This window comes from Rhodomicrobium sp. R_RK_3 (assembly GCF_002198715.1).
GTDB lineage: Bacteria > Pseudomonadota > Alphaproteobacteria > Rhizobiales > Rhodomicrobiaceae > R-RK-3.
Window position 1 is genome coordinate 53,890 of the sequence record NZ_MWLK01000018.1, and the last position, 21,010, is coordinate 74,899.

A 21,010-nucleotide genomic window follows, 5' to 3' on the forward strand; every position below is an offset into this window, starting at 1 on the left:
CAGGCGCTAGGCGGCGTGAGGCGCCAGGGCAGACGCTGGGCCGCCGGCCTAGCCAATCCCAAGCCAGCCATTCGCTTGCCGGCCGCGCGGTACGGTCGCGGCGTTGAGATGCATGTCATTGCCGCGCCAGCTAAAGTCGTCGCCCACCCAGGCGCCGACCCAGAGCACAGGCAGCATCAGATCGCGCAGTGCCCAGGCCAGCGGCGAGGCGGCGCTCAGGTGCCAGCCTGCCGCTCGCGTCAGCAGGGCTTCGCTGCCGAACCAGAGCGCGCAGAGCGCCAAGGCGAGCGCGCCGGGTGCCAGCCCGAGAGCGTCGGCGGCATAGAGGCCCGCGAGCAAGGGCGGCAGGCTGCCGGCGAAGATCTCCAGGGTAAAGCAGGCCGGAAAGGTCGCGCGCCTCAGCCGCGCCCAACGCAATTGGCGGCTCCAGACCTGCCGCAGACTGCGCCGCCCCAGCGGCTGTCCGAACGCACGCCCGACCAGCCGGACGCGCAGGCCGAGCCGCCTGACCAGTTTCGTTGCCGCCGCGTCCTCGGCGATCTCGTCCGCCAGCGCGCGAATGCCGCCCGCCGCCTCGAGGTCGGCGCGCCGCCAGAGCATGGTCTTGCCTTGCGCGAAGCCCAGGCCCAGACTGTCCGCCGTATATTGCCAGCGCGCCTGATAGCCGTTGAGAAGGGCGCATTCGAGTTGCGCCCAAAAGCCTTCCGGCATGCAGCCGATCGGCGGCGAGCAGACGAGGCCGGTGTCCGGGCGCCAGCGATCGAAGAGCTGCTCGATATAGTCCGGCGGCATCAGCACATTGCTGTCCGCCATGATGATCCATGGGTCGGGCGCGGCGTGCCAGCCCTTGACGAGATTGCCCAATTTCGGATTGGCCGTGCCGGTTTCCTCGCCGATCAGGATCCGCGCCCGCACCTTCGGATAAGCGCGCATGAGCCGGTCGACGACGGGGAGAACGGGGTCATCGGAGCGGGCGCAGCAGAAGATGAGCTGATAGTTGGGCGGGTTCAACTCGAAGCCGGAGCGCAATGTCAATTCATCATGTGGGTCAAGGCCGCAGACCGGCCGCAGGATGGTGACGTCCGGAGTAGCGCTTGAAGATCGAGATCTCTCCGGCCCCCGGAAGCGAAGAAGTGCCGATCCGGTGCTGAACAAATGGATGAGCGTGGCAAGAAAGCAGAATAAGGCGGCGGCTGCCTCGAACGAAGTCATTGTCGATCCGTAAGCCCATAAGACTACAAGTCCTTGTCCGATTCAGACGACAATGTGATGACACCCCGCCAGTTTTCGTCTTTCCGCCGTTAAAGGCGCAGCGCACGGCTTGGCAATGGTTACAAAACGTCTGAGGCGGCCTAATGACGGCGTATTGGCTGGTCGCTCGATTGAGCGCGAAATTGGCCAGGTTACACGCAGCCGTTCAAAATCCGAAGCCTGACTCCCTCTTCCATGGTGAGAGGGCTTGGCTGCGCCTCAATGCGCCTCGGGCGGGGGAGCGGCGGCGGGGGTGGGGCGTTTGACCATCAGCGCCAGGACGGCGAGGAAGGCAAAAAGCAGCGTGAACAACAGGAAGATGTCCGCGAAGGACATCACCAGCGCCTCGCGCTGCACCAGGAGATGCATCTGCTTCAGCGCCATCGGCGCGGCGTCGCTGCCGAAATCGCGGAAGCGCTGGGTGAGGCCTTCGAGCATTTCCATGGCGGGGCGATGGGCGAAGGTCAGGCTCTCCTGCATCCGCGCGGCGTGGAAGTCGGTGCGGTGCGTCAGCAGCGTGCTCAGCGCCGCAAGCCCCACCGCGCCGCCGAGATTGCGGGTCAGGTTGAACACGCCCGAGGCGTCCTTCAGCCGCTCCGGGGGCAATGTCCCGAGCGAGACGTTGTTGACGGGGATCATCGCCATCATCAGGCCGAAGCCGCGAAACACCTGCGGCAGCAGCAGCTCGTAGAAGCCCCAATCATGGGTGATGTTCGACATCCACCAGGTGCCGATGCCGAAGCTGATGAAGCCGGTGATCATCAGATAGCGCGGATCGACGCGGCCGAGCAGCCGTCCGACCAGCGGCGCGGTCAGGAACATGGTCAGGCCGGTGACGAACATGGTCTCGCCGATCTGCAGCGCGTTGTAGTCGCGGATGCGGGCGAGATAGACCGGATAGAGATAGGTCAGGCCGTAGAGGCCGGAGCCCAGGATGAAGTTGAACAGCGTGCCGACGGCGTAATTGCGGTTGCTGAAAGCGCGCAGATCGACGATCGGGTATTTTGTCGACAGCACCCGCCAGAAAAAGATGAGGCCCGAGATCGCCGAGATGACGGTGAACAGCACCACGGTTTCATCGTCGAACCAGTCATTGCGGGGGCCTTCCTCGAGCGCATATTGCAGCCCGCCCAGGAAGCCGGCCATGGCGAAGAAGCCGAGCCAGTCGAAATGATCGAGCAGGCTGTAATCGGGCTTGTCGAAATCGATCAGCAGCGCGGCGGCGATGGTGACGAAGATGCCGGGCACGATGTTGATGAAGAACAGCCAGTGCCACGACAGATGATCGGTGAGATAGCCGCCGACGGTCGGGCCGATGGTCGGGGCGAGGGTGACGACGAGGCCGATCAGCGGCGTGATCAGGCCCATGCGCGAGCGCGGGAAGATCGAATAGGACGCGGCGAAGACGCTGGGGATCATGCCGCCGCCGACAAAGCCCTGAATGACGCGCCAGAAGATCATCTCTTCCAGGGTCGTCGAAAGGCCGCACATGAAACTGGCGATGGTGAAGCCGGCCGCCGCCGCCGTGAACAGCGTCCTGGTGCCGAGCGCCCGCGACAGGAAGCCCGAAAGCGGGATCATGATGACTTCGGCGATGAGATAGGAGGTCTGCACCCAGGCGATTTCGTCCGGGCCGGCGGCAAGCCCCGCCTGGATCTCCGACAGCGAGGCCGAGACGATCTGAATGTCGAGGATCGCCATGAACATGCCGAATGTCATGGCGAGGAAGGCGGCGAAGCGGCGCGGGTCGATGCGGTCCGCCGCCGCCCGGGCCGGAGGAACGGGAGGAGCCGCGGGCGCGGCCCCTCGCGGGGTCAATGTATGAACGTTCGCCATGGCAGCGGCCCGCTCATTTCGACGCGCCGGACGGTGACGCGGGCTTCGCCTCGGCAAACAGCGGCTGGCCGGCGGGAGCGTCGAGCGTATTCACCCGCACGATGACCGACATGCCGGGCCGCAAAACGCCATGCTCGCCCTCACGCTGCTCGACCTCGATGCGCACCGGCAGGCGCTGCACGATCTTGGTGAAATTGCCGGTCGCGTTTTCCGGCGGCAGCAGTGAGAAGATCTGGCCGGAGGCGGGCGAGAAGCTTACCACCTTGCCGTGGAAGACGTGGCCCGGCATGGCGTCGACCTCGACGCCGACCTCCTGGCCGGGGCGCAGCCGGGCGAGCTGGGTCTCCTTGAAATTGGCATCGATATAGACGCGATCGAGCGGCACCAGGCTCGCGAGCCGGGCGCTCGGCTGCAGATAGTCGCCCTTCTGCACGGCGCGATTGCCGATGACGCCGTCGAACGGCGCCTTGATCGTTGTAAACGACAGATCGCGTTCCGCCATAGCAAGCGCGGTCTGGAGCTGGGCGAGCGTGCCCTCGGCCTCGGCTTTCTCGGCTTTCAGCACTTCGCCCTGGGCGATGGCGGCCTCGATCGCCGCCTTGTTGCCGAGCACGGCGGCCTCGGCGCGGGCGGCGGTCGCCTCGGCGCCTTCGAGCGTCTGGCGGCTGCCGAAATCGCGGGTCGCCAGATTTTGCTGGCGGTCGAGCTCGAGCTTGGCGCGCTTGGCCTCGGCGTCGGCCGAGACGAGCTGCGCCCTCGCCTGGTCGACCGCTGCGGCCTGCGCCGTGATCTGCCGGGCGATGCGCTCGATGGTCGATTGCTGGATGGCGATCTTGTCCTTGGCGGTCTGCACCGCGAGGCGGTAGTCGCCATCGTCGATGCGGGCGATGACGTCGCCGGTCCTGACCTCGCTATTGTCGGTCACCTCGACCGAGGTGACGTAGCCCGACACTTTCGCCGAGACCGTTGCGATGTCGGCGCCGATATAGGCGTCGTCGGTGGAGATCTGGAAGCGACCGAAGGTCCAGTAATTGTAGCCGTAAAGACCTGCCGCGATCAGTACCAGGGGTGCGATCACCAGCCCCGCCGAGCGCTTCCACGAGCGCGGCTTCGCTTTCGCCTCGGGCGCGGCGTCCGGGCCCGGGGGCGGCGCGGAGCTCGGAGGCGCAACCGGGGTCTTGGGCCCGGGAGCGGGCCGCTCCGCCGTGTCCTTTGCCTGCAATGCCGAGATCGCGCCGCGCTCCGTAAAGCTTGCCACTTTCTGTTCCTGCTGCTCCGCCACGAAACTCTCCTGCCCCATTTTGCGCCGGTATTGCCTTCTCACCCCCGGCGGGTGTTAAATTATGACCGAACGGTTCGGTCACGATTTGAATAATCCCTCTTTTGTGCTATTTCAAGACTTGACCGAACGGTTCGGTCAAATTATCTGCCGACCATGACCAAATTCGGCCAAACCTTTGGCCTCGAGTGCGCCCGATGAACGAGCTATCCGACCCACCGCCCCAGACACCGGAGATCCATAAGGACAGTGCGAAATCGCGCCAGATCATGGAAGGCGCGCGGGCGGTGTTCCTCGAGCGGGGGTTCGACGCCGCCAGCATGGGCGAGATCGCCCGGCGCGCCGGCGTCTCCAAGGGCACGCTCTACGTTTATTTTCAAAGCAAGGAAGAACTGTTCGAGACCATTTTCGAGGCCGAGAGCCGCGCACAGGCTGAACAGGTTTTCTCGCTCGATCATGCCGACCACGACGTCGAGGCGGTGCTGACCAGGCTCGGCCGCGCCTTTGTCCGCTTCCTGTGCCAGCCCGGACGGCTGTCGCCCTTGCGCACCGTCATCAGCATCGCCGGGCGGATGCCCGATCTCGGCCAGCGCTTCTATGATGCTGGACCGGCGACCGGGGTCGGCCGGCTGCGCGATTATCTCGAAACCCAATGCCGGGCCGGAACCCTCGTGGTCGAGGATTGCGAAATCGCTGCCGCCCAGTTCCTGGATGCCTGCCAATCGACGCTGTTCAAGCCGATGATGTTTGCCTCGGCGCCGCCGCCCTCCGAGGAGCGCATCCGCCATGTCGTCGGCGTCGCGGTGCGCTGCTTTCTGGCCGCTTATTTGCCCAGGGCGTAAGTGTTTCTACGTGGAAGTGTAGCGCAATTGCGTTAACCGCGTTAGTTTGCTGGAACTCCAACACCATTTGCCATCGCAATTGCAACCGCATCGGCGTGCAGTGTCGGAGCGGTGCTTCTGGTCGCCAAGATGACGCAATTGCGAGACGCTATGTCGCAAGGGTAAGTCATAAAAGACAAATGACAACTCTTGGCGATAATTAGATATGAATGCAGATTTGCCGTGTTGAAACTGCCCGTTCCACGTGTTCTGGGCAGGTTTTCGTGGTAAAAATCGTCGCGACCTCTTCAAGGTTGCTGCTGTTTAATGCATTTCGAAATTTTTCGATAAAACTTGTCGCAATTACGTATTTTTTTCACAATCCCTTAAAATTTTAATCTATTACTGTCTCCCGCGTCAGCCCGACTACGGGTGCAGGATGCCGCCCATCCCGCGGGATCAATTCAAAGCTGGTTGTTACTCATCACGGAGACCTATTGATGCGCAGTTTGCTCGCCTCAGTAGCACTGATTTCGGCATTACTCGCTTCCTATGCTGGGCCGACCCAGGCCCAAACCGCCGCGCCGTCAGTGCCGAGCGCAGCGGATGCAGACCCGATCCGGCCGCTGACCCTTGCTCAGGCGGGCGCAGCCCGGCCGACGGCAAATACCGAGGGCGAAAGCGAACTGGTCACGCGCATCAACAATTGGACGGTTGGTGTCGCCGGCGGCCTTCTCGAAGGCACGTTCAGCCGGTTCGCCGCCGAATTGGGCAAGGCGTTCGACGACGGCGAGAATCTTCGCGTTCTGCCGGTGCTTACCTACGGCGCCACGGAAAACATATCCGATCTTCTGTATTTGAAGGGCATCGACATTGCGATCACGCATGCCGACGTCTTCGAAGAGTTCAAGAAGCGCCGCAATATCGGCAATATCGACAAGCGCATCAATTACATCTCGCCGATGTTCGTCAGCGAGCTGTATATCTATGTCCGGCCTGAGATCAAAACCATCAAGGATCTCGAAGGCAAGGTCGTCAGCCTCGGCACCAAGGGCGCCGGCCAGACCATCACCGGCCCGATCGTGTTCGAGCGCATGGGCGTGACCGTCAAGACCGTGTTCATCAACAATACGATCGCCTTCGAGAAGATGAAGAGCGGGGAAATCGCAGGTTTGGTGCATTCGGGCGGCAAGCCGAACGACTTCTTCACCAAAATGGCGCCGGAGCCGGGCTTCCACTTCCTGGCCATTCCCTATAGCGAGAAGTTCTCCGATTACTACGTCCCCTCGACCATCAGCTACAAGGACTATCCGAATCTGATGAAGGACGGCGAGGAGGTCGAAACCATCGGCAACCAGGTCGTGCTGGCCGTTTACAACTGGCCGATCGGCACCGACCGCTACCGCCGCCTCGAGCGCTTCGTGCAGTATTTCTTCGAGCGCTTCGACAAGCTGCGCCAGGCGCCGTTCCATCCGAAGTGGAAGGAGATCAACCTGGCTGGCACGGTGCCGGGCTGGACGCGCTATCCGCTCGCCGACAAGATGCTCACCAAGGTCATGGCTGAGGCGAAGGTCAAGGAGCGCATCGCCAATACCGCCTCGAACCTTTCGGCCGGCGGCGCCGGCCCCGACAACCCTCATGCAGAGGTCACCGAAGAGCAGCGGCTGTTCCAGGAATTCATCGACTGGAAGAAGAAGAAGTCCACGAATTGAGGCAAGAGGGTCCACGGCGGCGCCCATCAGGCGCTGCCGTGAGTTGAAGCGTGGCAGGCTTACGGAGTAGACCCATGCCTCAAAGCGGCTTGAGAAGCGGGTTTCTGCACGGTCGATGGAAACGGGTGCGGGTTGCGGCGGTCAGGTCATCCTGGCTGCTCGCCGTGCCGCTGGCCGCCGGGCTGGCGAGTTCCGCATATGTGAGTGTCAACGCGCAGTCCGCGGGGGATATCCAGGTGGTGGTCCCCGCGCTGATCCAGGTTCAGACCGCCACCGAGAGCCCGGTTCCGATCAAGGTGACCCCGCGCGGCGCCGTTCCGCGCCGGGCGATGATCCTGATCCGCGGCCTCCCCTCGACCATCGCACTGTCGCACGGGCGGCTGTTCGAATCCGGGATCTGGGGCATTCCCGTCGCCGAGATCGGCGATCTGCGCATTGCCTCGCCTACCGGCGCGGTCGGACGCACCGATTTCTCCATCTCCTTGGTGACGCTGGCCGGCGACGTTCTGGCCGAGGCGAAATCCAGTTTGGTCATCGGGCAAGAGGCGCCAGCGCCGCGCGAGGTCTCGCCGCCTCCGGCGCGCTCCAGCACGGAGACGACCACCGCCTATGTCGCCCCGGCCGACCTGCCCCCCACCGTGCAGCCCGAGCGGACGGCGCCCCCGCTGGTCAAGCCGGCCCCGACCGGCGAGGCGCTCGACCGGGTGATCCTCTATATGCAGAAGGGCGACGAGAGCCTGAAGGTGGGCAATCTCAGCGTCGCGCGCCTGTTCTACAAGCGTGCGGCGGACGAGGGCTGGGGCGAGGGCGCGCTGGCGCTCGGCGCCACATACGACCCGGTCGAACTGGCGGCGATGCGTGTCGCGGGCGGCATCCAGGCCGATCTGGCGCAGGCCCGGAAATGGTACGAGCTGGCCCAGCAGATGGGCTCGAAGCTGGCCGAGACCCGCCTGCAGCGGATGTCTTCGCGCTGATGCGAAAAGGGCTGCGCCTCGACTCGCGAGGTGGAGCCCGGATCGCCTCCGATCACCATCGACATGCACCGATCGAGTCTGAGGCCCAAAGCGGGATCGCTTGGGCGGACACGGATCAGTGCGCCGCCACCGCGATCCGCCGCCATCCTCTCTCCTCCGAGAGGGTTCGGCTGTGCAAGGGCAAGCGTGGTGGCCGCTCCTCGCGCTCGGCCGCGTTGTGTCCAGCCAGAATGATCCCCTCGAGAGTGACGACGTCCCCGTTTCTTGTCATCCCGCGAGGATGAGGCTGACGAGGGACCACTTTAGGTGGACGGGAAAAATGCACCGCCGCCACGATCCGCAGCGGAACTCCCTCTCTCCTTTTGGAGCGGGTTGAGGTGCGAGATTCTCTCACCAAAGCGGGACGGACGCAGCCGTCGGCCTTCTTCCGATCCGCGGCAAATGCTGTCCCGCCGAAGCGTCAGAGCGAGGAGGACCCGCCTCGGCGGCAGCGGCGTCCATCGACGCCGCGCCTGTTCGCGTCAGCCTATCTCTGCAGCCATTGCTTCAGTGCGTCGATCTTGACGCGGGCCGTCACCAGGCCGCCTTCGAGCGCCTTCTTGTACCATTCGAAGGCGGTGGCCGGGTCGGGCTTGCCGCTCTTGACCTGCAGCTTCTCGAAATAGCTGGGATCGAACGAACGGCCCATGGCGAGGGCGGCTTCCGCATTGCCGGTGGCGGCGGCCTGCTCGTAGAGCTTGCGGGCCTGGGCAATGTCGCCGTCGCGCATCAGGCGGTTGCCGTCGCGGATCAGCATCTGGGTGACGAAATCGGTCTCGATCTGCGGCGTCTCGTCCGGCAGCACGGCAAGGCGCGCGGCCTCGCCGGAATTGGCGCCGACCGAGACCGGCGTGCTGCGCGTCGCCGTGCCGGAGGGGCCGGTCTGCTGCGTCCGGTCGTTCACCTTGAGCTGGAACGGCACAGGATCGGACAGGCTGGTTTGCGCATCGTCCTGCAGCAATTGCACTTCCAGATCATATTCGCCGGCCGCGCCGCGCGGCAGGGCAACCGTCAGATCGCGAAGCCGCGCCGGAGGCAGCAGCCACTGGCCACCACCGACATCGATGCCGGTCGAGAGCTTGGCCGCCGAGGGCAGGCCCTTCAGGCTGACGAGGGTTTCGTCGCGGTCGGGCGAATCGGCGACCCTGATATCGAGCGAGATCGAATCGCCCGCCACGCCTGAGGCATTCTGGGCGCTGAGGCGCTGGGCGGCTGGAGCCGGTTGCGGCACGGGCCGGGGCGTCACCACCGGCGCGGGCGCGGCTTCGGGCTGGATCACGGCCTGGCGCGGCACGGTGATCTGCGCGGCCGGTTGCGGTTGCAGCGCAGGGGCCGTGTCGGCAGGCGGAGCGCTCAACCGTTCCACGACCTTTTGCGAGCCGCCGAGATTGTTCGGATCGTTCTCATCGACGAAGGAATTGAACACGAACACCGCCAGCACGCCCGCCAGCGCGATGCCGCCGATCAGGCCAAGTCCGGCCGCGCCGAGCAAATGGCCGCTATCGGGGCTGCCGGCCGACAGGCTGCCTTCGGTCGCGCCCGAGGGCAGGGCGGTGGGGTAGATCTGACCGCTCGCCGCGCCCGGATGGGAGAGATAGGGCACCTGGGCCCATTCGGCATCGTCCGAAGGATCGCCGCGATAGCTCGAATCGGGGTCGCGCAGGAAGATGCTGTCACCGGGATCGGCATAGCGGGGCTGGCCGCCGCGATAGGGCGCATCGCCGAAATCGCGCAGCGCGCCATGGCCCCCGCCGACCGCGCGGTCGTCATAATCGGGACCGTCCTGCCATTGCTGGCTGTAGCCCGCCGCCTCGCCGAAATCGCGCAAGGAGGAATCGGCCGACAGCCCGGCGCTCGGCCGCCCGCGATCGGCGCGGCGCTGGCCGTAGAGATAGTCGAGCACGGCTTCGGTGCTGGCCTCGCCGGCCGGCTCCTCGCGCTCGCTCTCGTAGTAATCCTCGTTCTGCTCCGGCTCCTGTTGCTGCTGCTGCGACCAGGCGGTGGGGCTTTCCGACCAGGAGGGGTCCGGATTGACGCGGTCCGCGGAGGACGCATGCATCAGCGATTCGGCGACGGTGTAGCCGCCGGGGCCGGGCTCAGGATCCTCGCCCCGGTCGACCGGCTGGCCGCCATAGACATTGCGCAGCGCGGATTGCACGGCATCGGCGAGCGCGTCGCCGCCGCCATTGTCGAAATCGGGCTGCGGTTCGGGAAGCTCCTCGGCGCGTCCGGCAAAAAGCTCACCGCGCCCGCCATCGCTCATGCCGCGCAGCATGTCGGACGGCGCGGGGTCGGCCGCGACCGTCGCGCGTGGCATGGCGGCGCCTGGGAACGGCATCACATTGGCCTCGGCGCGGTGCGGCGGAGGCGGCGCCGGCTCATAGGCTGGCTCGGGGCGCTCGGCGCGGGCGCGCAGCGGCGCAGGGCGCTCGATGCGGTCGACGCTGTCCCAGCCGGTATCTTCGCCGAGCGGCATGTCCAGCCCGTTGCGCGGCGCGGACGGCTCGACCGCCGGCGGCTCGTCATCGGCGCTCATGCTGATGCCGGCGCCGGAGCGGAGATCTTCCGGCGGCGCGCTGCGCGGCGGTTCCGGGAAATCGAAATCGGGCATGCCGAAATTGGCCTCGATGCGGGCGGCGGCGCTCACATGGGGCGGTTTCGGAAAGGAAATCGTATTATTGGCGCGCTCGCTCACCTCCTCGGCCGCTTCGTAAGGCGGCATGGGGATATCGCCGGCGCCGTCCTCGGGCGTCGTCTTGGCATCGGCGTCATCGCCGGGAAGGGTGTCCTCGTGGCGAGAGGTCAGCTTTTCGTCATTATCCATTCCAAGACGCCCCTTACTCGAGTCCCGATAGCCTTAGCCGGCGCCGCGCGCCCATCGCCATGGCTAATTCAGGTTTCCTTGCTGATACCAGCGCATAAAGTCCTTGAAAAGCTTCTCGCGATCGTCTCCGGACACCGGACCACGGTCGCGGGTGTATCGTTCGAACATGAGCTGTAGCCGTGCCGCTTCCGATCCGCCGGGTTCCAGCCCCAGCGACAACGCCGTCCCCGACCGGGCCGCAGCCGACTCCGGATGATCTTTAAGCCATTGTTGGGCGGCAGGGAAGCGCGTCCAGCCTGGAACAGGTGTCGAAAGCGTCACTTCCCGCCATTTGACATGGTGCGGCGGCTGCCGAAACTGCTCGAATTTCGAAAAGAAGCTGTCGGCGAAGCGTTCCAGCTTGCGGTAGCGGTCGCTGCGCGGCGGCGAGTTGAACACGGCCATCACCGCGCTGACCGCGATGGTGCTCACGGTTTCGTTCGGCGCGATCAGGTCGGGATAATCGTCATGGGTCATGATCGCCGGCAGGTAATCGCGCTGCAATTCATCGGCGAAATCGACATCGAGGAAATGCACCCCGTCCTGATGGTGCATGCGCTCGAAGGCCTGGGCCGGCTTGCCCGAGACGAACACCGTCGCATCGATCTCGCCCCGGCGCAGCTTGTCCGCCGCCGTCGGATAGTCCAAATATTGCGGCTGGACCTGCACCTTGCTCGCCTCGAAGACGGCCTCGGCCGTCAGCGCGCTGCCACTGCCGGCTGGACCGAAATTCACCTTGCGGCCTGTCAATTCAGCCAGGCACAGATATTTCATACGCGACAAAACGTGAAATTCTTCCGAATGCAGCTTGGCGAGATAGTTCAGACGGTCCTCGATGCCGGGCATTCGCTTGGTGCGGCGCAAATTCGATAAGACGTCTGACTGGACGATGGCGACGTCGACGCCGGGCAGGTAAAACAAATCCGTCACGTTGCGAATCGAACTCTCCCCGATCATCGGCACGACGCGTAAATTGGGCCCGTCGTTCAGCGCGACGGCGATCTCATTGGCCATGCGGAGCGATGTGCCGTCCAATTCGCCGGTCATCATGCCAAGCGTCCAATTGCTCGCGGCGGCGTAGGGATTGGTCGGGACAGGCTCGGTGCCGGCGCGCTGCTGCGCGGCGCTTGAGCTGGACAAGGCCAGGGCCGAGAGCAAGAAAAAGAACGAAAGCCTGCCCGGCCGAAACATCTCCTCCCCCGTTCCTCTATATCTAAACCGCTCGCTCCGCCTCTAGGAGGCAGAAAACCAATCGCACCTCGGATGACGTTTTGTCCGGAAAGACTGCTGGGTTGGCACCATGCCGCAACGTCATTGTGTCGATCGCTTGTCCGGCATCGGCCAAGCAAGTGGCGGCGTGCCTACGTCCAGTAAGCGGCGGAAGTGTGCCAAAATTTTGATAGGCTGTCCATGCGGGTGGTGAATGCAAGATAGTGTTTCGCTTTAACCGCGAAGCGGCCGCAGCGCTGGCGGGAGAGGGGTTTTCTTGCTAAGCCGCTCGGCGGGCCTGCAATTTTACCGCGAGGAAGGCGCATGGCGAGAGCAGACGCGTCCGCGACGCCGCCCAGCATTCCGCCCGGCTTAAGGGTTTATGCGATTGGGGATATCCATGGCCGGCTCGATCTCCTGGACGCGCTGCTCGGCATGATCGAAGCGCGCGAGGCGGCTTGGCCGGCGGAGAAAGCGATGCTGATCTTCCTCGGCGACTATGTCGATCGCGGGCCGGATAGCCGGGGCGTCGTCGAGCGGCTGCTCACCGGCCTGCCCGAGAGGTTCGACGCCGCATTTCTGCGCGGCAATCACGAGGACATCCTGCTGCATTGCCTTCGCGGACCGGGTTGGTTTGACAATTGGGCCATGAATGGCGGGCTGGCAACCATCAAATCCTACGGCGTGGAGATCGATGCGGAGACCGAGCTGCGGCGGCTCGATGCAAAGAGAATCCTCGCCGCGTTCCGGCGGGCGATGCCGGAAGCGCACCGGGCGTTTTACCGGGGGCTGCCGGTGTCGCGGGAGATCGGCGATTATTTCTTCGTCCATGCCGGCGTGAGGCCGGGCGTGCCGCTCGGCGCGCAGAGAGCGGCCGACCTGACCTTCATCCGCGATCCTTTCCTCAGCCATCAGGGCGATTTCGGCAAGATCATCGTGCATGGCCATACGCCTGTCGCAGCCCCGGAGTTTCACCCCAATCGAATCGCCATCGACACCGGCGCCGTCTTCACCGGAAGGCTGACGGCGCTTTGCCTCGAAGGCGCGGCGCGATCCTTTCTGACGACGGAGGGACGGGGACGGGTTTAGCAGCGGCTCGCATGCGGCATCGGTCGGCGGCTCGGCCCGGAATTACTCTTTCCTTACCGCTGCGGCGCCTGCGCCCGAACACCTGCGGCGCTTCCGAGTTGTTGTCTTGGCCGCCCGCTGCGCCGGGCGGTCCGAAAAGAAGGAGAAGCCGATGGAAGCGATCAAAATCAAATCCGGTGAATGGGTGCTGGTCTGCGACGGCCGCAAGGCGCTGATCCTGGAGAACGAGGGCGACGCCATGTTCCCCAATCTGCGCACCAAGGAGACGCACGAGCACGACGTCGAACGCACCAGCGCGCTCGGCGCCGACCATCCCGGCCGGGTGCATCAGTCGGAGGGCGCCTCCCGGTCCTCGGTCGAGCAGACCGACTGGCATTTGCAGGCCGAGGACGATTTTTTGGGCATGATCGCGCGCCGGCTCGACGAGGCCGTGCGCAATGAGGAAACGCGCTCGCTGGTCATCGTCGCCGCGCCGCGCGCGCTCGGCTTCCTCCGCACCGCCTTCAGCCCCGCCGTACAGCAGGCCATCAAGACCGAGATCGCCAAGGATTACGTTAAGATGCCGATCCATGAGATCGAGAAGTTTCTGACGCAGCAGGGGTAGTGGTGCTGGCTCTCACCAGCATACAATAAACGAAATCCCCGCGCAGGCGGGGATCCAGTAATCACAAACTCGAAATAGGCTCTCTGCGTAACCACAAATGCTGCGGAGTACTGGATCCCCGCCTGCGCGGGGATTTTGGTACATGGATTACCCCGCGAGCGGCAGCGTCACCTTGCACAGCATAGGGTCATCCGTGGCGCAGTTCACGTTGAAGCCCAGGCTGCGGCACATGGAGAGCATATGCGTGTTCTCCACCAGCACGTCGCCATGGAGCTGCTGCAGCCCTTCCGCCTTGGCATAGGCGATCAGATGCTGCATCAGCGCCCAGCCGAGGCCCTGGCCTTTCAGGTCGCTGCGCACCATCACCGCATATTCGCCCTTCACATAATCGGGGTCAGCGATCAGGCGCGATCCGCCGAGCATCGCTCCGCTCGCCGGATCGACGGCGATGAAGGCCATGGCGCGCGAATAGTCGATCTGGGTGAAGCGGGCGACGAATTGATGCGGGAACTCGTTCTTCACCGAGAAGAAGCGCAAACGCAGGTCGGCGGGCGAGATCGAGCGGAGGAAATCGCCGTAGATGCCCTCGTCCTCCGGGCGGATCGGGCGCAGCAGGACGGAGCGCCCATTGCCCAGCGTCTCGGTTCTCTCCCAGCCGTTGGGATAGGGCCGGATGGCGAAATAGGGGTTGGGCGCGGGCACCTGCGCATGGGCCCAGTCGACCTTGATTCGGGCATCGAGCGCCACCACGCCGCGCTCATCGGCGAGCAGCGGGTTGATGTCCAGTTCCGCGACGGCAGGCAGGTCGGTGATGAGCTGCGAGATGCGCACCAGCACCATGGCGACGGCGTCGAGATCGGCGGCGGGGCGGTCGCGATAGCCCTTGAGTAGCTTCGACACCCGCGTCTCGCCGATCAGGCCCTTGGCGAGCGCAAGATCGAGCGGCGGCAGCGCCACGGCGGTGTCCTTGATGACTTCGACGGCGGTGCCGCCCGCGCCGAACAGGATGGTCGGGCCGAAGATCGGATCTTCCGAGACGCCGACGATCAGCTCATGCGCGCCCGGCCGCCGCACCATTTCCTGCACGGTAAAGCCCTGGATGCGCGCCTCCGGCCGCTGCTGGGCGACCCGCGCCGCGATCTCCTGCGCCGCCTTCGCCGCCGCCGCCGCGCTCTCCAGATTGAGCACCACGCCGCCGACATCGGATTTATGCGAGATCTCCTCCGACAAAAGCTTCACCACCACCCGGCTGCCCTTGGCGAGCAGTTGCGCCGCGATTTTCTCGACCTCGGCCGCGTCCCTGGCGATGCGGGTCTCCGCCGTCGCGATGCCATAGGCGGCGAGCACGGCCTTGGCCTCCGGCTCGGTCAGCACGGCGCGGCCCGCGCTCTCGGCGGCGGCCATGGCGGCGCGCGCGGCTTTCGGGTCGGCCTCGAAGGCGTCGGGCAGGCTGGGCGGGGTGCGCATCAGCGCGTCCTGCGCCTTGTTGTAGCCGGTGAGATAGGAAAAGCTGCGCACGGCGTCGTTGGGGAACTCATAGGTGGCGATGCCCGCCTCGGCGAACAGTTTTCGCGCGCCCCGCGCCGTGCTCTCGCCGAGCCAGTTGGTGAGCACCGGCTTCGTGCCGCGCTGCGGGCGCTTGCGCGCCTCGACCACGCCGATCACCGCCTCGGCCGCCTCGCTGGAGGAAGCGAGCGCCGTCGGGCAGTTCATCACAAGCACCGCATCCGTGCCGCGATCATCGAGCAGGGCAGCGAGCGCCGCCTCATAGCGCTCCGGCCCGGCATCGCCGATCACATCGACCGGATTGCCGCGCGACCAGGTCTTGGGCAGCGCGGCGTCGAGCTTGGCCATGGTCTCGGGTGCGATCTCCGCCAGCTTGCCGTCCAGGAGCATCAGCGCCTCGACGGCCAGCACGCCGGCGCCGCCGCCATTGGTCAGGATGGCCAGCCGGTCGCCATGCACCCGGCCGAGCCGCGTCAGCGTCTCGGCGGCGTCGAACAACTCCGCGAGGCCATCGACGCGCAGCAGCCCCGCCCGCTTGAACGCCGCCTCGACGACGCGGTCATTGCCTGACAGTGCGCCGGTATGCGTTGCCGCCGCCTTGGCCGCCGCTTCATTGCGCCCGGCCTTGATGACGACGACCGGCTTGGCGCGTGCCGCCGAGCGCGCGGCGGAGAGGAATTTGCGCGCGTTGGTGATGGTCTCCAGATACATCAGGATCGCCGTCGTATTCGGATCGCCGCCGAGATAGTCCAACATGTCGCCGACATCGACATCGGCCATGTCGCCCAGCGAGACGACCGTGCTGAAGCCGATATCGCGCGCCGCCGCCCAGTCGATCGCGGCGCTGATCACCGCACCGGATTGCGAGAGCAGGGCCAGATGGCCGGGTTTCGGCACAATATGGGCGAAGCTGGCATTGAGGCCGATCTTAGGCACGAGGATGCCGAGGCAATTCGGCCCGATGACGCGCAGCAAACTCGGCTGCGACGCGCTCAGCATCGCCTGGCGCAACCCGTTTTCGCGCCCCACCCCGGCACTGAGCACGACCGCTGCCCGCGTCCCCTTGCGGCCGAGTTCGGCGACGATGCCGGGCACGGTGGCGGCGGGTGTCGCGATGACCGCCAGATCGGGCGTGCCGGGCAATGCGGCGACATCGGGATAGCAGTCCGTGCCGTCGAGGCGCCGGTGCTTGGGATTGACCATCCATATCGGCCCGGCAAAGCCGCCCGCGCGCAGATTCCGCATCACCGTCAGCCCGACCGAGCCGGGCCGTTCGCTCGCCCCGATCAGCGCCACCGATTTCGGTTCGAGGGCATATTCCAGATTGCGTATGGTCATGGTTCTATCCCGGCAGGCGTTGCGGCTCGGCTTCCGACATTGGCTGCGCCGCGGGCATCCTTGCAAGTGCCGATGAAGACGCGGTGAAGCCGGCGGTCAGGGTCCGGCAGTGGCGCGGGCGAAAATGTGCCGCGCCACGATCAGATCGAGATGCGCGCCGCCGCCGTTCTTATAGAGCGTGATGTCGGCAGGCGCGCGGTTGACGGCAAAGCCCCGGCAGAGGTCGAACAGGTCGGCCTCGATGCTGGCGGGCGTGATGGTGCCCGCCTCCAGCGGAATGCGGATTTCGCCGATATGGGGCATGGTGGTCTCGCGCGCGTCGACGAAGATCCGTGCGCGCAGCAGGGCCGCGTCATCCGCCTCGCGCATGTCCGGCCGGAAGGCGCCGACAAGATCGAGATGCGCGCCGGGCTTCAGCCATTCGCCGCGAATGAGCGGTGCGACGGAGAGCGTTGCTGCCGAAATCAGGTCGGCGGCGGCGACGGCTTCGGCCAGATCGCCGGTGACGCGGATGCGCGGGCCGAGGCCGTCCAGCGTCGCGGCCAAAAGCTCGGCATTGGCCTGGGTGCGGTTCCAGAGGCGGATCTCCTCGATGGAGGGGCGCGCCGAAAGATGCGCCTCGATCAGCGGCCGCGCCATGGTCCCGGCGCCGACCATCGTCATCACCCTCGGCGCGGGCGGGGCCAGCAAGGATGCGCCCAAGGCGGAATCGGCCGCCGTCTTCCAGGGCGTGATCGCTGCGCCGTCGATGCTGCAAAGCTGGCTGCCGTCCTCCTCGCCGAACAGCAGGAACTCGCCCTGCACGGTCGGCTTCGGCACGGCGCGCGCGGCATTGGCCTCGAACACCGTCACCGCCTTCAGCCCGATGCCGACGCCTTCGAAAAACGCGCCGCGCACCAGAAGCGTGCGACCCGCCGGACCGAGCATCATGTCGCCGATCTGCGGGCGCGGCCCCGTGCTATGCGCCTCCCGCATGGCCGCGATCAGCGAGGGCCAGTCGAGCAGAGCATTGACCTGATGCGCATCGATGTGAAGCACGCTACCCTCATGCCGGGATCGGGACCGCCGTTCCGGTCAAGGCTAGGGCAAGCCGCGCGAGAGGGGAACGCCTTTTGCATGGCCACGCGCCGAAGCGATCGTTTTTCACCGCTTCATCGAGCGATATTCGGAGGACGCCCTCAGTGCTGCGTGCGCGAAAATGTCTGAAGGGGATGGTGACGGCACCGCATCATCTTGCGGCGGAGGCGGGCGTCAGCGCCATGCGCGAGGGCGGCAACGCCATCGAGGCGATGATCGCCGCGGCGGCGGCCATCGCCGTGACCTATCCGCATATGAACGCCATCGGCGGCGACGGCTTTTGGCTGATCGCCCTGCCGGGGCGCGCGCCCATCGGCATCCGCGCCTGCGGTCCGGCCGCCGGGCTGGCGACGCGGCAGTTCTACGCCGCGCACGGCGATGCGGCGATCCCGGCGCGCGGGCCCCGCGCGGCGCTGACGGTTGCGGGGGCGGTCGCGGGATGGGCCGAGGCGGCGGCGGTCGCGCGCGAGGCGGGGGGAAGACTGCCTGTCGCCGCGCTGCTCGCCGACGCCATCCGGCACGCCCGCGACGGCGTGATCGTAACGCGTTCCCAGGCCGAGCTGACCGCCAGCAAATGGAACGAGCTCGAACCCGTCCCCGGCTTTGCCGAGACCTATGCGCCGCTGGGATTGCCCGCCGACGGATCGCTGCTGAAGCAGCCGCAACTCGCTGCCACGCTGACCCGTCTCGCCGAAGCCGGGCTCGGCGATTTCTATCGCGGCGATCTCGCCCGGCTGCTGGCGCGCCGCCTCGAAGCGGCGGGCAGCCCGCTGCGGCTCGAGGATCTGGAAGCCTTCGCCGCGCGCCGCGTCGATCCGGTGTCCGTCCGCCTCGCTGCGGGCGAGATCTTCAACATGCCGCCGCCGACGCAGGGCATCGCCTCCCTGATGATCCTCGGCATCTTCGAGCGCCTCGGCGTCAGCGAAGCGGAGGGCTTTGCCCATGTTCACGGGCTGATCGAGGCGACCAAGCGCGCCTTCATCCGCCGCAACGCCCATCTCGGCGATCCCGCCCGCATGGCGCCCGGCTGGCAGGACTGGCTGAGCCCGGAAATCCTCGCGCAGGAGGCCGCCGCCATCGATCCGGCCCGCGCCGCGCCCTGGCCGCATCGGGCTCTCCCCGGCGACACCATCTGGATGGGCGCGGCGGATGCCGATGGCTGCGTCGTCAGCTACATCCAAAGCATATTTTGGGAATATGGCAGCGGCCTCGTGCTGCCCGAGACCGGCGTGCTCTGGCAAAACCGCGGCGCCAGCTTCACCCTCGCTGACGGTCCGAACGCGCTCGAGCCCGGCCGCCTGCCCGCCCACACGCTCAACCCCGCCCTTGCCCGCCTCGCTGATGGCCGCACGCTCGCCTACGGCACCATGGGCGGCGAAGGCCAGCCGCAGACTCAGGCCGCGATCTTCAGCCGCCATGTCCTGTTCGGCGAGGACATGCAGGCGGCCGTCACCGCGCCGCGCTGGCTGCTCGGCCGCACCTGGGGCGCCGAGGCGACCAACCTCAAGCTGGAATCCCGCTTCCCGCCACAGCTCGTCGAGGCGCTGCGCGCCGCCGGGCACGACGTCGAGATCGCCGGCGCCTTCGACGACATGATGGGGCACGCGGGGATGGTCTCGATCGACGCGGCGGGCGTGATTTCCGGAGCCACCGATCCCCGCGCCGACGGGGCGCTTGCGGGTTTTTGAGGCTTGCCCAACCTATGGCGCTCTAAGTACGAACGCTTACACCGCCCATATGGGGGATTGATCCGCGCCGCTTTTTTACGCGGCTAGGTGGGGATCGGCCAGGTCCACCCGTTCAGATTGATATTTATCAAAGAATGCCAGCGGCTCGCGGGTTAGCCTGCCCTAAAAACAAGCATCCTGAAACAAGTGTTGCGTTGAGGAGGAACAAATGAACCGTCAATCCTCGGGCGGCCAGCGCGCCGATCTCGACTTCGCGCCAGCCTTGCGCATGTATCTCGACAACATCGAAAGCTGGCGTAAGCACTACGAAAAACTCACCCAGGCGCAAGCCGCCTCGACCGATCCGGTCACTTCCGCTTATGAGCAGACGGTGGCCAATCTGCAAAGAGGCGGCCAGGAGGTGTTCAAGCGTCTCGTCGAGCAGCAGATCGAGCTCTGCCGCTTCATGGGACGGCGCTGGGAAAACTACCTGGAATTGCCGGACCAACTCGCCCGGTGCCGGTCGCCGGCCGATTTCGGCCAGACCCAGCTCGCCTTCCTGAACCAGCTCGCGTCCGAATATGCACAGGAAACAGGGCGGCTGCTGCAGCCGATGAACGAGCTTGTGAGCAAATTCACGCCCAACACGGCGATGAATAGCTGATGAGCTTTCCCCGGGCGCCGCTCTTCAAAGCGGTCGGCGCCCGGGCTCGGCTCCGTAGCGGCCGTCCCCGCCCGCGTCGATCCGCGCCGCCCGCGCCAGCAGCGCCATGTCGGGCACCACGACATCCCGGCTGGCCGGCATGGCGATGATATGTGTCGCCTTCAGCCGGCTGAACTGGCGGCTGACCGTCTCCAGCGTCAGCCCGAGATAATCGGCGATTTCCGCCCGCGTGAACGGCAGACGGAACCGCACGACGCCCTCGTGGCGATAGCCGTAGCCGGATCGCGCCGTCCGCCGCGCGACCATATAGAGGAAGCTGCCGACACGCTGGTATGAGGATTTCCGTCCCAGCAGCAGCGTCCATTCGCGGCACAGATCCAACTCGCGCACGGTGAATTCGAGGATCTTGCGCTCGAGCTTGGGCTGCGCTTCGAGCACGGCCTCGAACGCGCCGCGCGGAAAGCCGCAGATCTCGACATCGGTCGCCGCCTCCGCCGTGTAAGTGTGCCGGTCGCCGAGCGGCCGGCCGAGGAAATCCGGCGGGTAGATCAGGCCGACAATATGCTGCTCGCCATCGGCCAGCGTCTTCACCAGCTTGACCACGCCGCTGATGACGTTGAAGCACTGTTCGGCTTCGTCGCCATCGCGGAAAATTGGCTGATGCGCGCCGACCACCCTCGGCCGCGAGATGACGGAGAGCCGGGACAGCTCGTCATCCGTCAAGGCTCCGCAAATGCTCTGATAGCGGATGGGGCATGTGCCGCAGCGCGTACAAATGGCACGCATCCCGTACCTCCAAGCCGAAAGCTGGAAGCGTCAAAGGCTAGCATCGCAGCGCAGCGCAAGGAAGCGGTTTGTCCGCCTGCGGAATTATACGGATGGGCGTCCGAACCGGCTTTCGGGGGCACGCGCGTCGCAATATACCAGGCCGAACAGCAGGTTAAAGCGCGCCGCTGGCTCGGCAATAAAAAATAGCCCCGGATATCGCGCCGCAACATTTGTTGCCGCTACCTCCGGGCTGAGCCATTGCCGGACGGCGCGCGCCGCGCCGATCGCCACGCTGCCCAATGAGCTGATCGAT

At 65.8% G+C, this 21,010-nt stretch carries 15 protein-coding genes; 7 read left to right on the top strand and 8 right to left on the bottom strand.

The genetic code is table 11. The features are described 5' to 3' along the window. Positions 1-48: 48 nt before the first annotated feature. The 3 genes from BLEFHOIH_RS09840 to BLEFHOIH_RS09850 all read right to left on the bottom strand — a co-directional run bounded on the left by BLEFHOIH_RS09840 (position 49) and on the right by BLEFHOIH_RS09850 (position 4,369). Positions 49-1,035: a glycosyltransferase gene (locus BLEFHOIH_RS09840; protein ID WP_245296948.1), complete on the bottom strand. Its 987-nt coding sequence runs from the start codon at positions 1,033-1,035 to the stop codon at positions 49-51. Between the two features lie 435 nt (positions 1,036-1,470). Beyond that, entirely contained in the window at positions 1,471-3,087 is a 1,617-nt protein-coding gene (locus tag BLEFHOIH_RS09845; protein WP_088344891.1) for a DHA2 family efflux MFS transporter permease subunit, read from the bottom strand. Between the two features lie 13 nt (positions 3,088-3,100). Beyond that, positions 3,101-4,369 carry an HlyD family secretion protein gene (locus BLEFHOIH_RS09850; protein ID WP_245296949.1) on the bottom strand — a complete coding sequence of 423 codons (1,269 nt, stop codon included), beginning with the start codon at positions 4,367-4,369 and terminating at the stop codon, positions 3,101-3,103. 194 nt (positions 4,370-4,563) lie between these two features. Here BLEFHOIH_RS09850 and BLEFHOIH_RS09855 point away from each other — a divergent pair, with 194 nt between their 5' ends. From BLEFHOIH_RS09855 to BLEFHOIH_RS26625, 3 genes are all read left to right on the top strand, one after another. After that, the gene (locus BLEFHOIH_RS09855; protein ID WP_088344895.1) at positions 4,564-5,208 is read left to right on the top strand and encodes a TetR/AcrR family transcriptional regulator; all 645 of its coding nucleotides are present in this window, start codon (positions 4,564-4,566) and stop codon (positions 5,206-5,208) included. Between the two features lie 569 nt (positions 5,209-5,777). Next, a complete protein-coding gene (locus tag BLEFHOIH_RS09860) occupies positions 5,778-6,899 on the top strand; it encodes a TAXI family TRAP transporter solute-binding subunit (RefSeq protein ID WP_245296950.1) in 1,122 nt (373 codons plus the stop codon). A 74-nt stretch (positions 6,900-6,973) separates the two neighbouring features. Next, positions 6,974-7,873, top strand: coding sequence for a hypothetical protein (locus BLEFHOIH_RS26625; RefSeq protein ID WP_170937092.1), 900 nt, complete (start codon positions 6,974-6,976; stop codon positions 7,871-7,873). A 526-nt stretch (positions 7,874-8,399) separates the two neighbouring features. Here the strand turns inward: BLEFHOIH_RS26625 and BLEFHOIH_RS09870 are convergent. Then, positions 8,400-10,736, bottom strand: a complete 2,337-nt coding sequence (locus tag BLEFHOIH_RS09870) for a hypothetical protein (RefSeq protein WP_088344901.1) — start codon at positions 10,734-10,736, stop codon at positions 8,400-8,402. A 63-nt stretch (positions 10,737-10,799) separates the two neighbouring features. Next, complete coding sequence (locus BLEFHOIH_RS09875) at positions 10,800-11,915, bottom strand: TAXI family TRAP transporter solute-binding subunit (protein WP_170937093.1); 1,116 nt, start codon at positions 11,913-11,915, stop codon at positions 10,800-10,802. 393 nt (positions 11,916-12,308) lie between these two features. Here BLEFHOIH_RS09875 and BLEFHOIH_RS09880 point away from each other — a divergent pair, with 393 nt between their 5' ends. Together BLEFHOIH_RS09880 and BLEFHOIH_RS09885 are read left to right on the top strand one after the other, a co-directional pair. Next, complete coding sequence (locus BLEFHOIH_RS09880; RefSeq protein ID WP_088344904.1) at positions 12,309-13,073, top strand: metallophosphoesterase family protein; 765 nt, start codon at positions 12,309-12,311, stop codon at positions 13,071-13,073. 151 nt (positions 13,074-13,224) lie between these two features. Further along, positions 13,225-13,677, top strand: a complete 453-nt coding sequence (locus tag BLEFHOIH_RS09885) for a host attachment protein (protein ID WP_088345160.1) — start codon at positions 13,225-13,227, stop codon at positions 13,675-13,677. Positions 13,678-13,824: 147 nt separating this feature from the next. On the opposite strand, the gene BLEFHOIH_RS09890 is transcribed toward BLEFHOIH_RS09885, so the two are convergent. Then, entirely contained in the window at positions 13,825-16,521 is a 2,697-nt protein-coding gene (locus BLEFHOIH_RS09890) for a bifunctional acetate--CoA ligase family protein/GNAT family N-acetyltransferase (protein WP_088344905.1), read from the bottom strand. Positions 16,522-16,617: 96 nt separating this feature from the next. Next, complete coding sequence (locus BLEFHOIH_RS09895; RefSeq protein ID WP_245296951.1) at positions 16,618-17,559, bottom strand: ornithine cyclodeaminase; 942 nt, start codon at positions 17,557-17,559, stop codon at positions 16,618-16,620. Between the two features lie 143 nt (positions 17,560-17,702). Between BLEFHOIH_RS09895 and BLEFHOIH_RS09900 the strand changes: the two genes are divergently transcribed. Both BLEFHOIH_RS09900 and BLEFHOIH_RS09905 read left to right on the top strand, forming a co-directional pair. Beyond that, positions 17,703-19,286 carry a gamma-glutamyltransferase gene (locus tag BLEFHOIH_RS09900; protein WP_088344906.1) on the top strand — a complete coding sequence of 528 codons (1,584 nt, stop codon included), beginning with the start codon at positions 17,703-17,705 and terminating at the stop codon, positions 19,284-19,286. A 208-nt stretch (positions 19,287-19,494) separates the two neighbouring features. After that, a complete protein-coding gene (locus tag BLEFHOIH_RS09905; RefSeq protein WP_088344907.1) occupies positions 19,495-19,929 on the top strand; it encodes a hypothetical protein in 435 nt (144 codons plus the stop codon). A 24-nt stretch (positions 19,930-19,953) separates the two neighbouring features. Here the strand turns inward: BLEFHOIH_RS09905 and BLEFHOIH_RS09910 are convergent, their stop codons facing one another. Beyond that, positions 19,954-20,715: a Crp/Fnr family transcriptional regulator gene (locus BLEFHOIH_RS09910; RefSeq protein ID WP_088344908.1), complete on the bottom strand. Its 762-nt coding sequence runs from the start codon at positions 20,713-20,715 to the stop codon at positions 19,954-19,956. Positions 20,716-21,010 lie beyond the last annotated feature (295 nt).

What these genes read in the sequence shown, in the direction of transcription:
- BLEFHOIH_RS09845 (WP_088344891.1), bottom strand. Translation starts at nt 3,087, where the DNA reads ATGGCGAACGTTCATACATTGACCCCGCGAGGGGCCGCGCCCGCGGCT.
- BLEFHOIH_RS09855 (WP_088344895.1), top strand. Translation starts at nt 4,564, where the DNA reads ATGAACGAGCTATCCGACCCACCGCCCCAGACACCGGAGATCCATAAG.
- BLEFHOIH_RS26625 (WP_170937092.1), top strand. Translation starts at nt 6,974, where the DNA reads ATGCCTCAAAGCGGCTTGAGAAGCGGGTTTCTGCACGGTCGATGGAAA.
- BLEFHOIH_RS09870 (WP_088344901.1), bottom strand. Translation starts at nt 10,736, where the DNA reads ATGGATAATGACGAAAAGCTGACCTCTCGCCACGAGGACACCCTTCCC.
- BLEFHOIH_RS09880 (WP_088344904.1), top strand. Translation starts at nt 12,309, where the DNA reads ATGGCGAGAGCAGACGCGTCCGCGACGCCGCCCAGCATTCCGCCCGGC.
- BLEFHOIH_RS09885 (WP_088345160.1), top strand. Translation starts at nt 13,225, where the DNA reads ATGGAAGCGATCAAAATCAAATCCGGTGAATGGGTGCTGGTCTGCGAC.
- BLEFHOIH_RS09890 (WP_088344905.1), bottom strand. Translation starts at nt 16,521, where the DNA reads ATGACCATACGCAATCTGGAATATGCCCTCGAACCGAAATCGGTGGCG.
- BLEFHOIH_RS09905 (WP_088344907.1), top strand. Translation starts at nt 19,495, where the DNA reads ATGAACCGTCAATCCTCGGGCGGCCAGCGCGCCGATCTCGACTTCGCG.
- BLEFHOIH_RS09910 (WP_088344908.1), bottom strand. Translation starts at nt 20,715, where the DNA reads ATGCGTGCCATTTGTACGCGCTGCGGCACATGCCCCATCCGCTATCAG.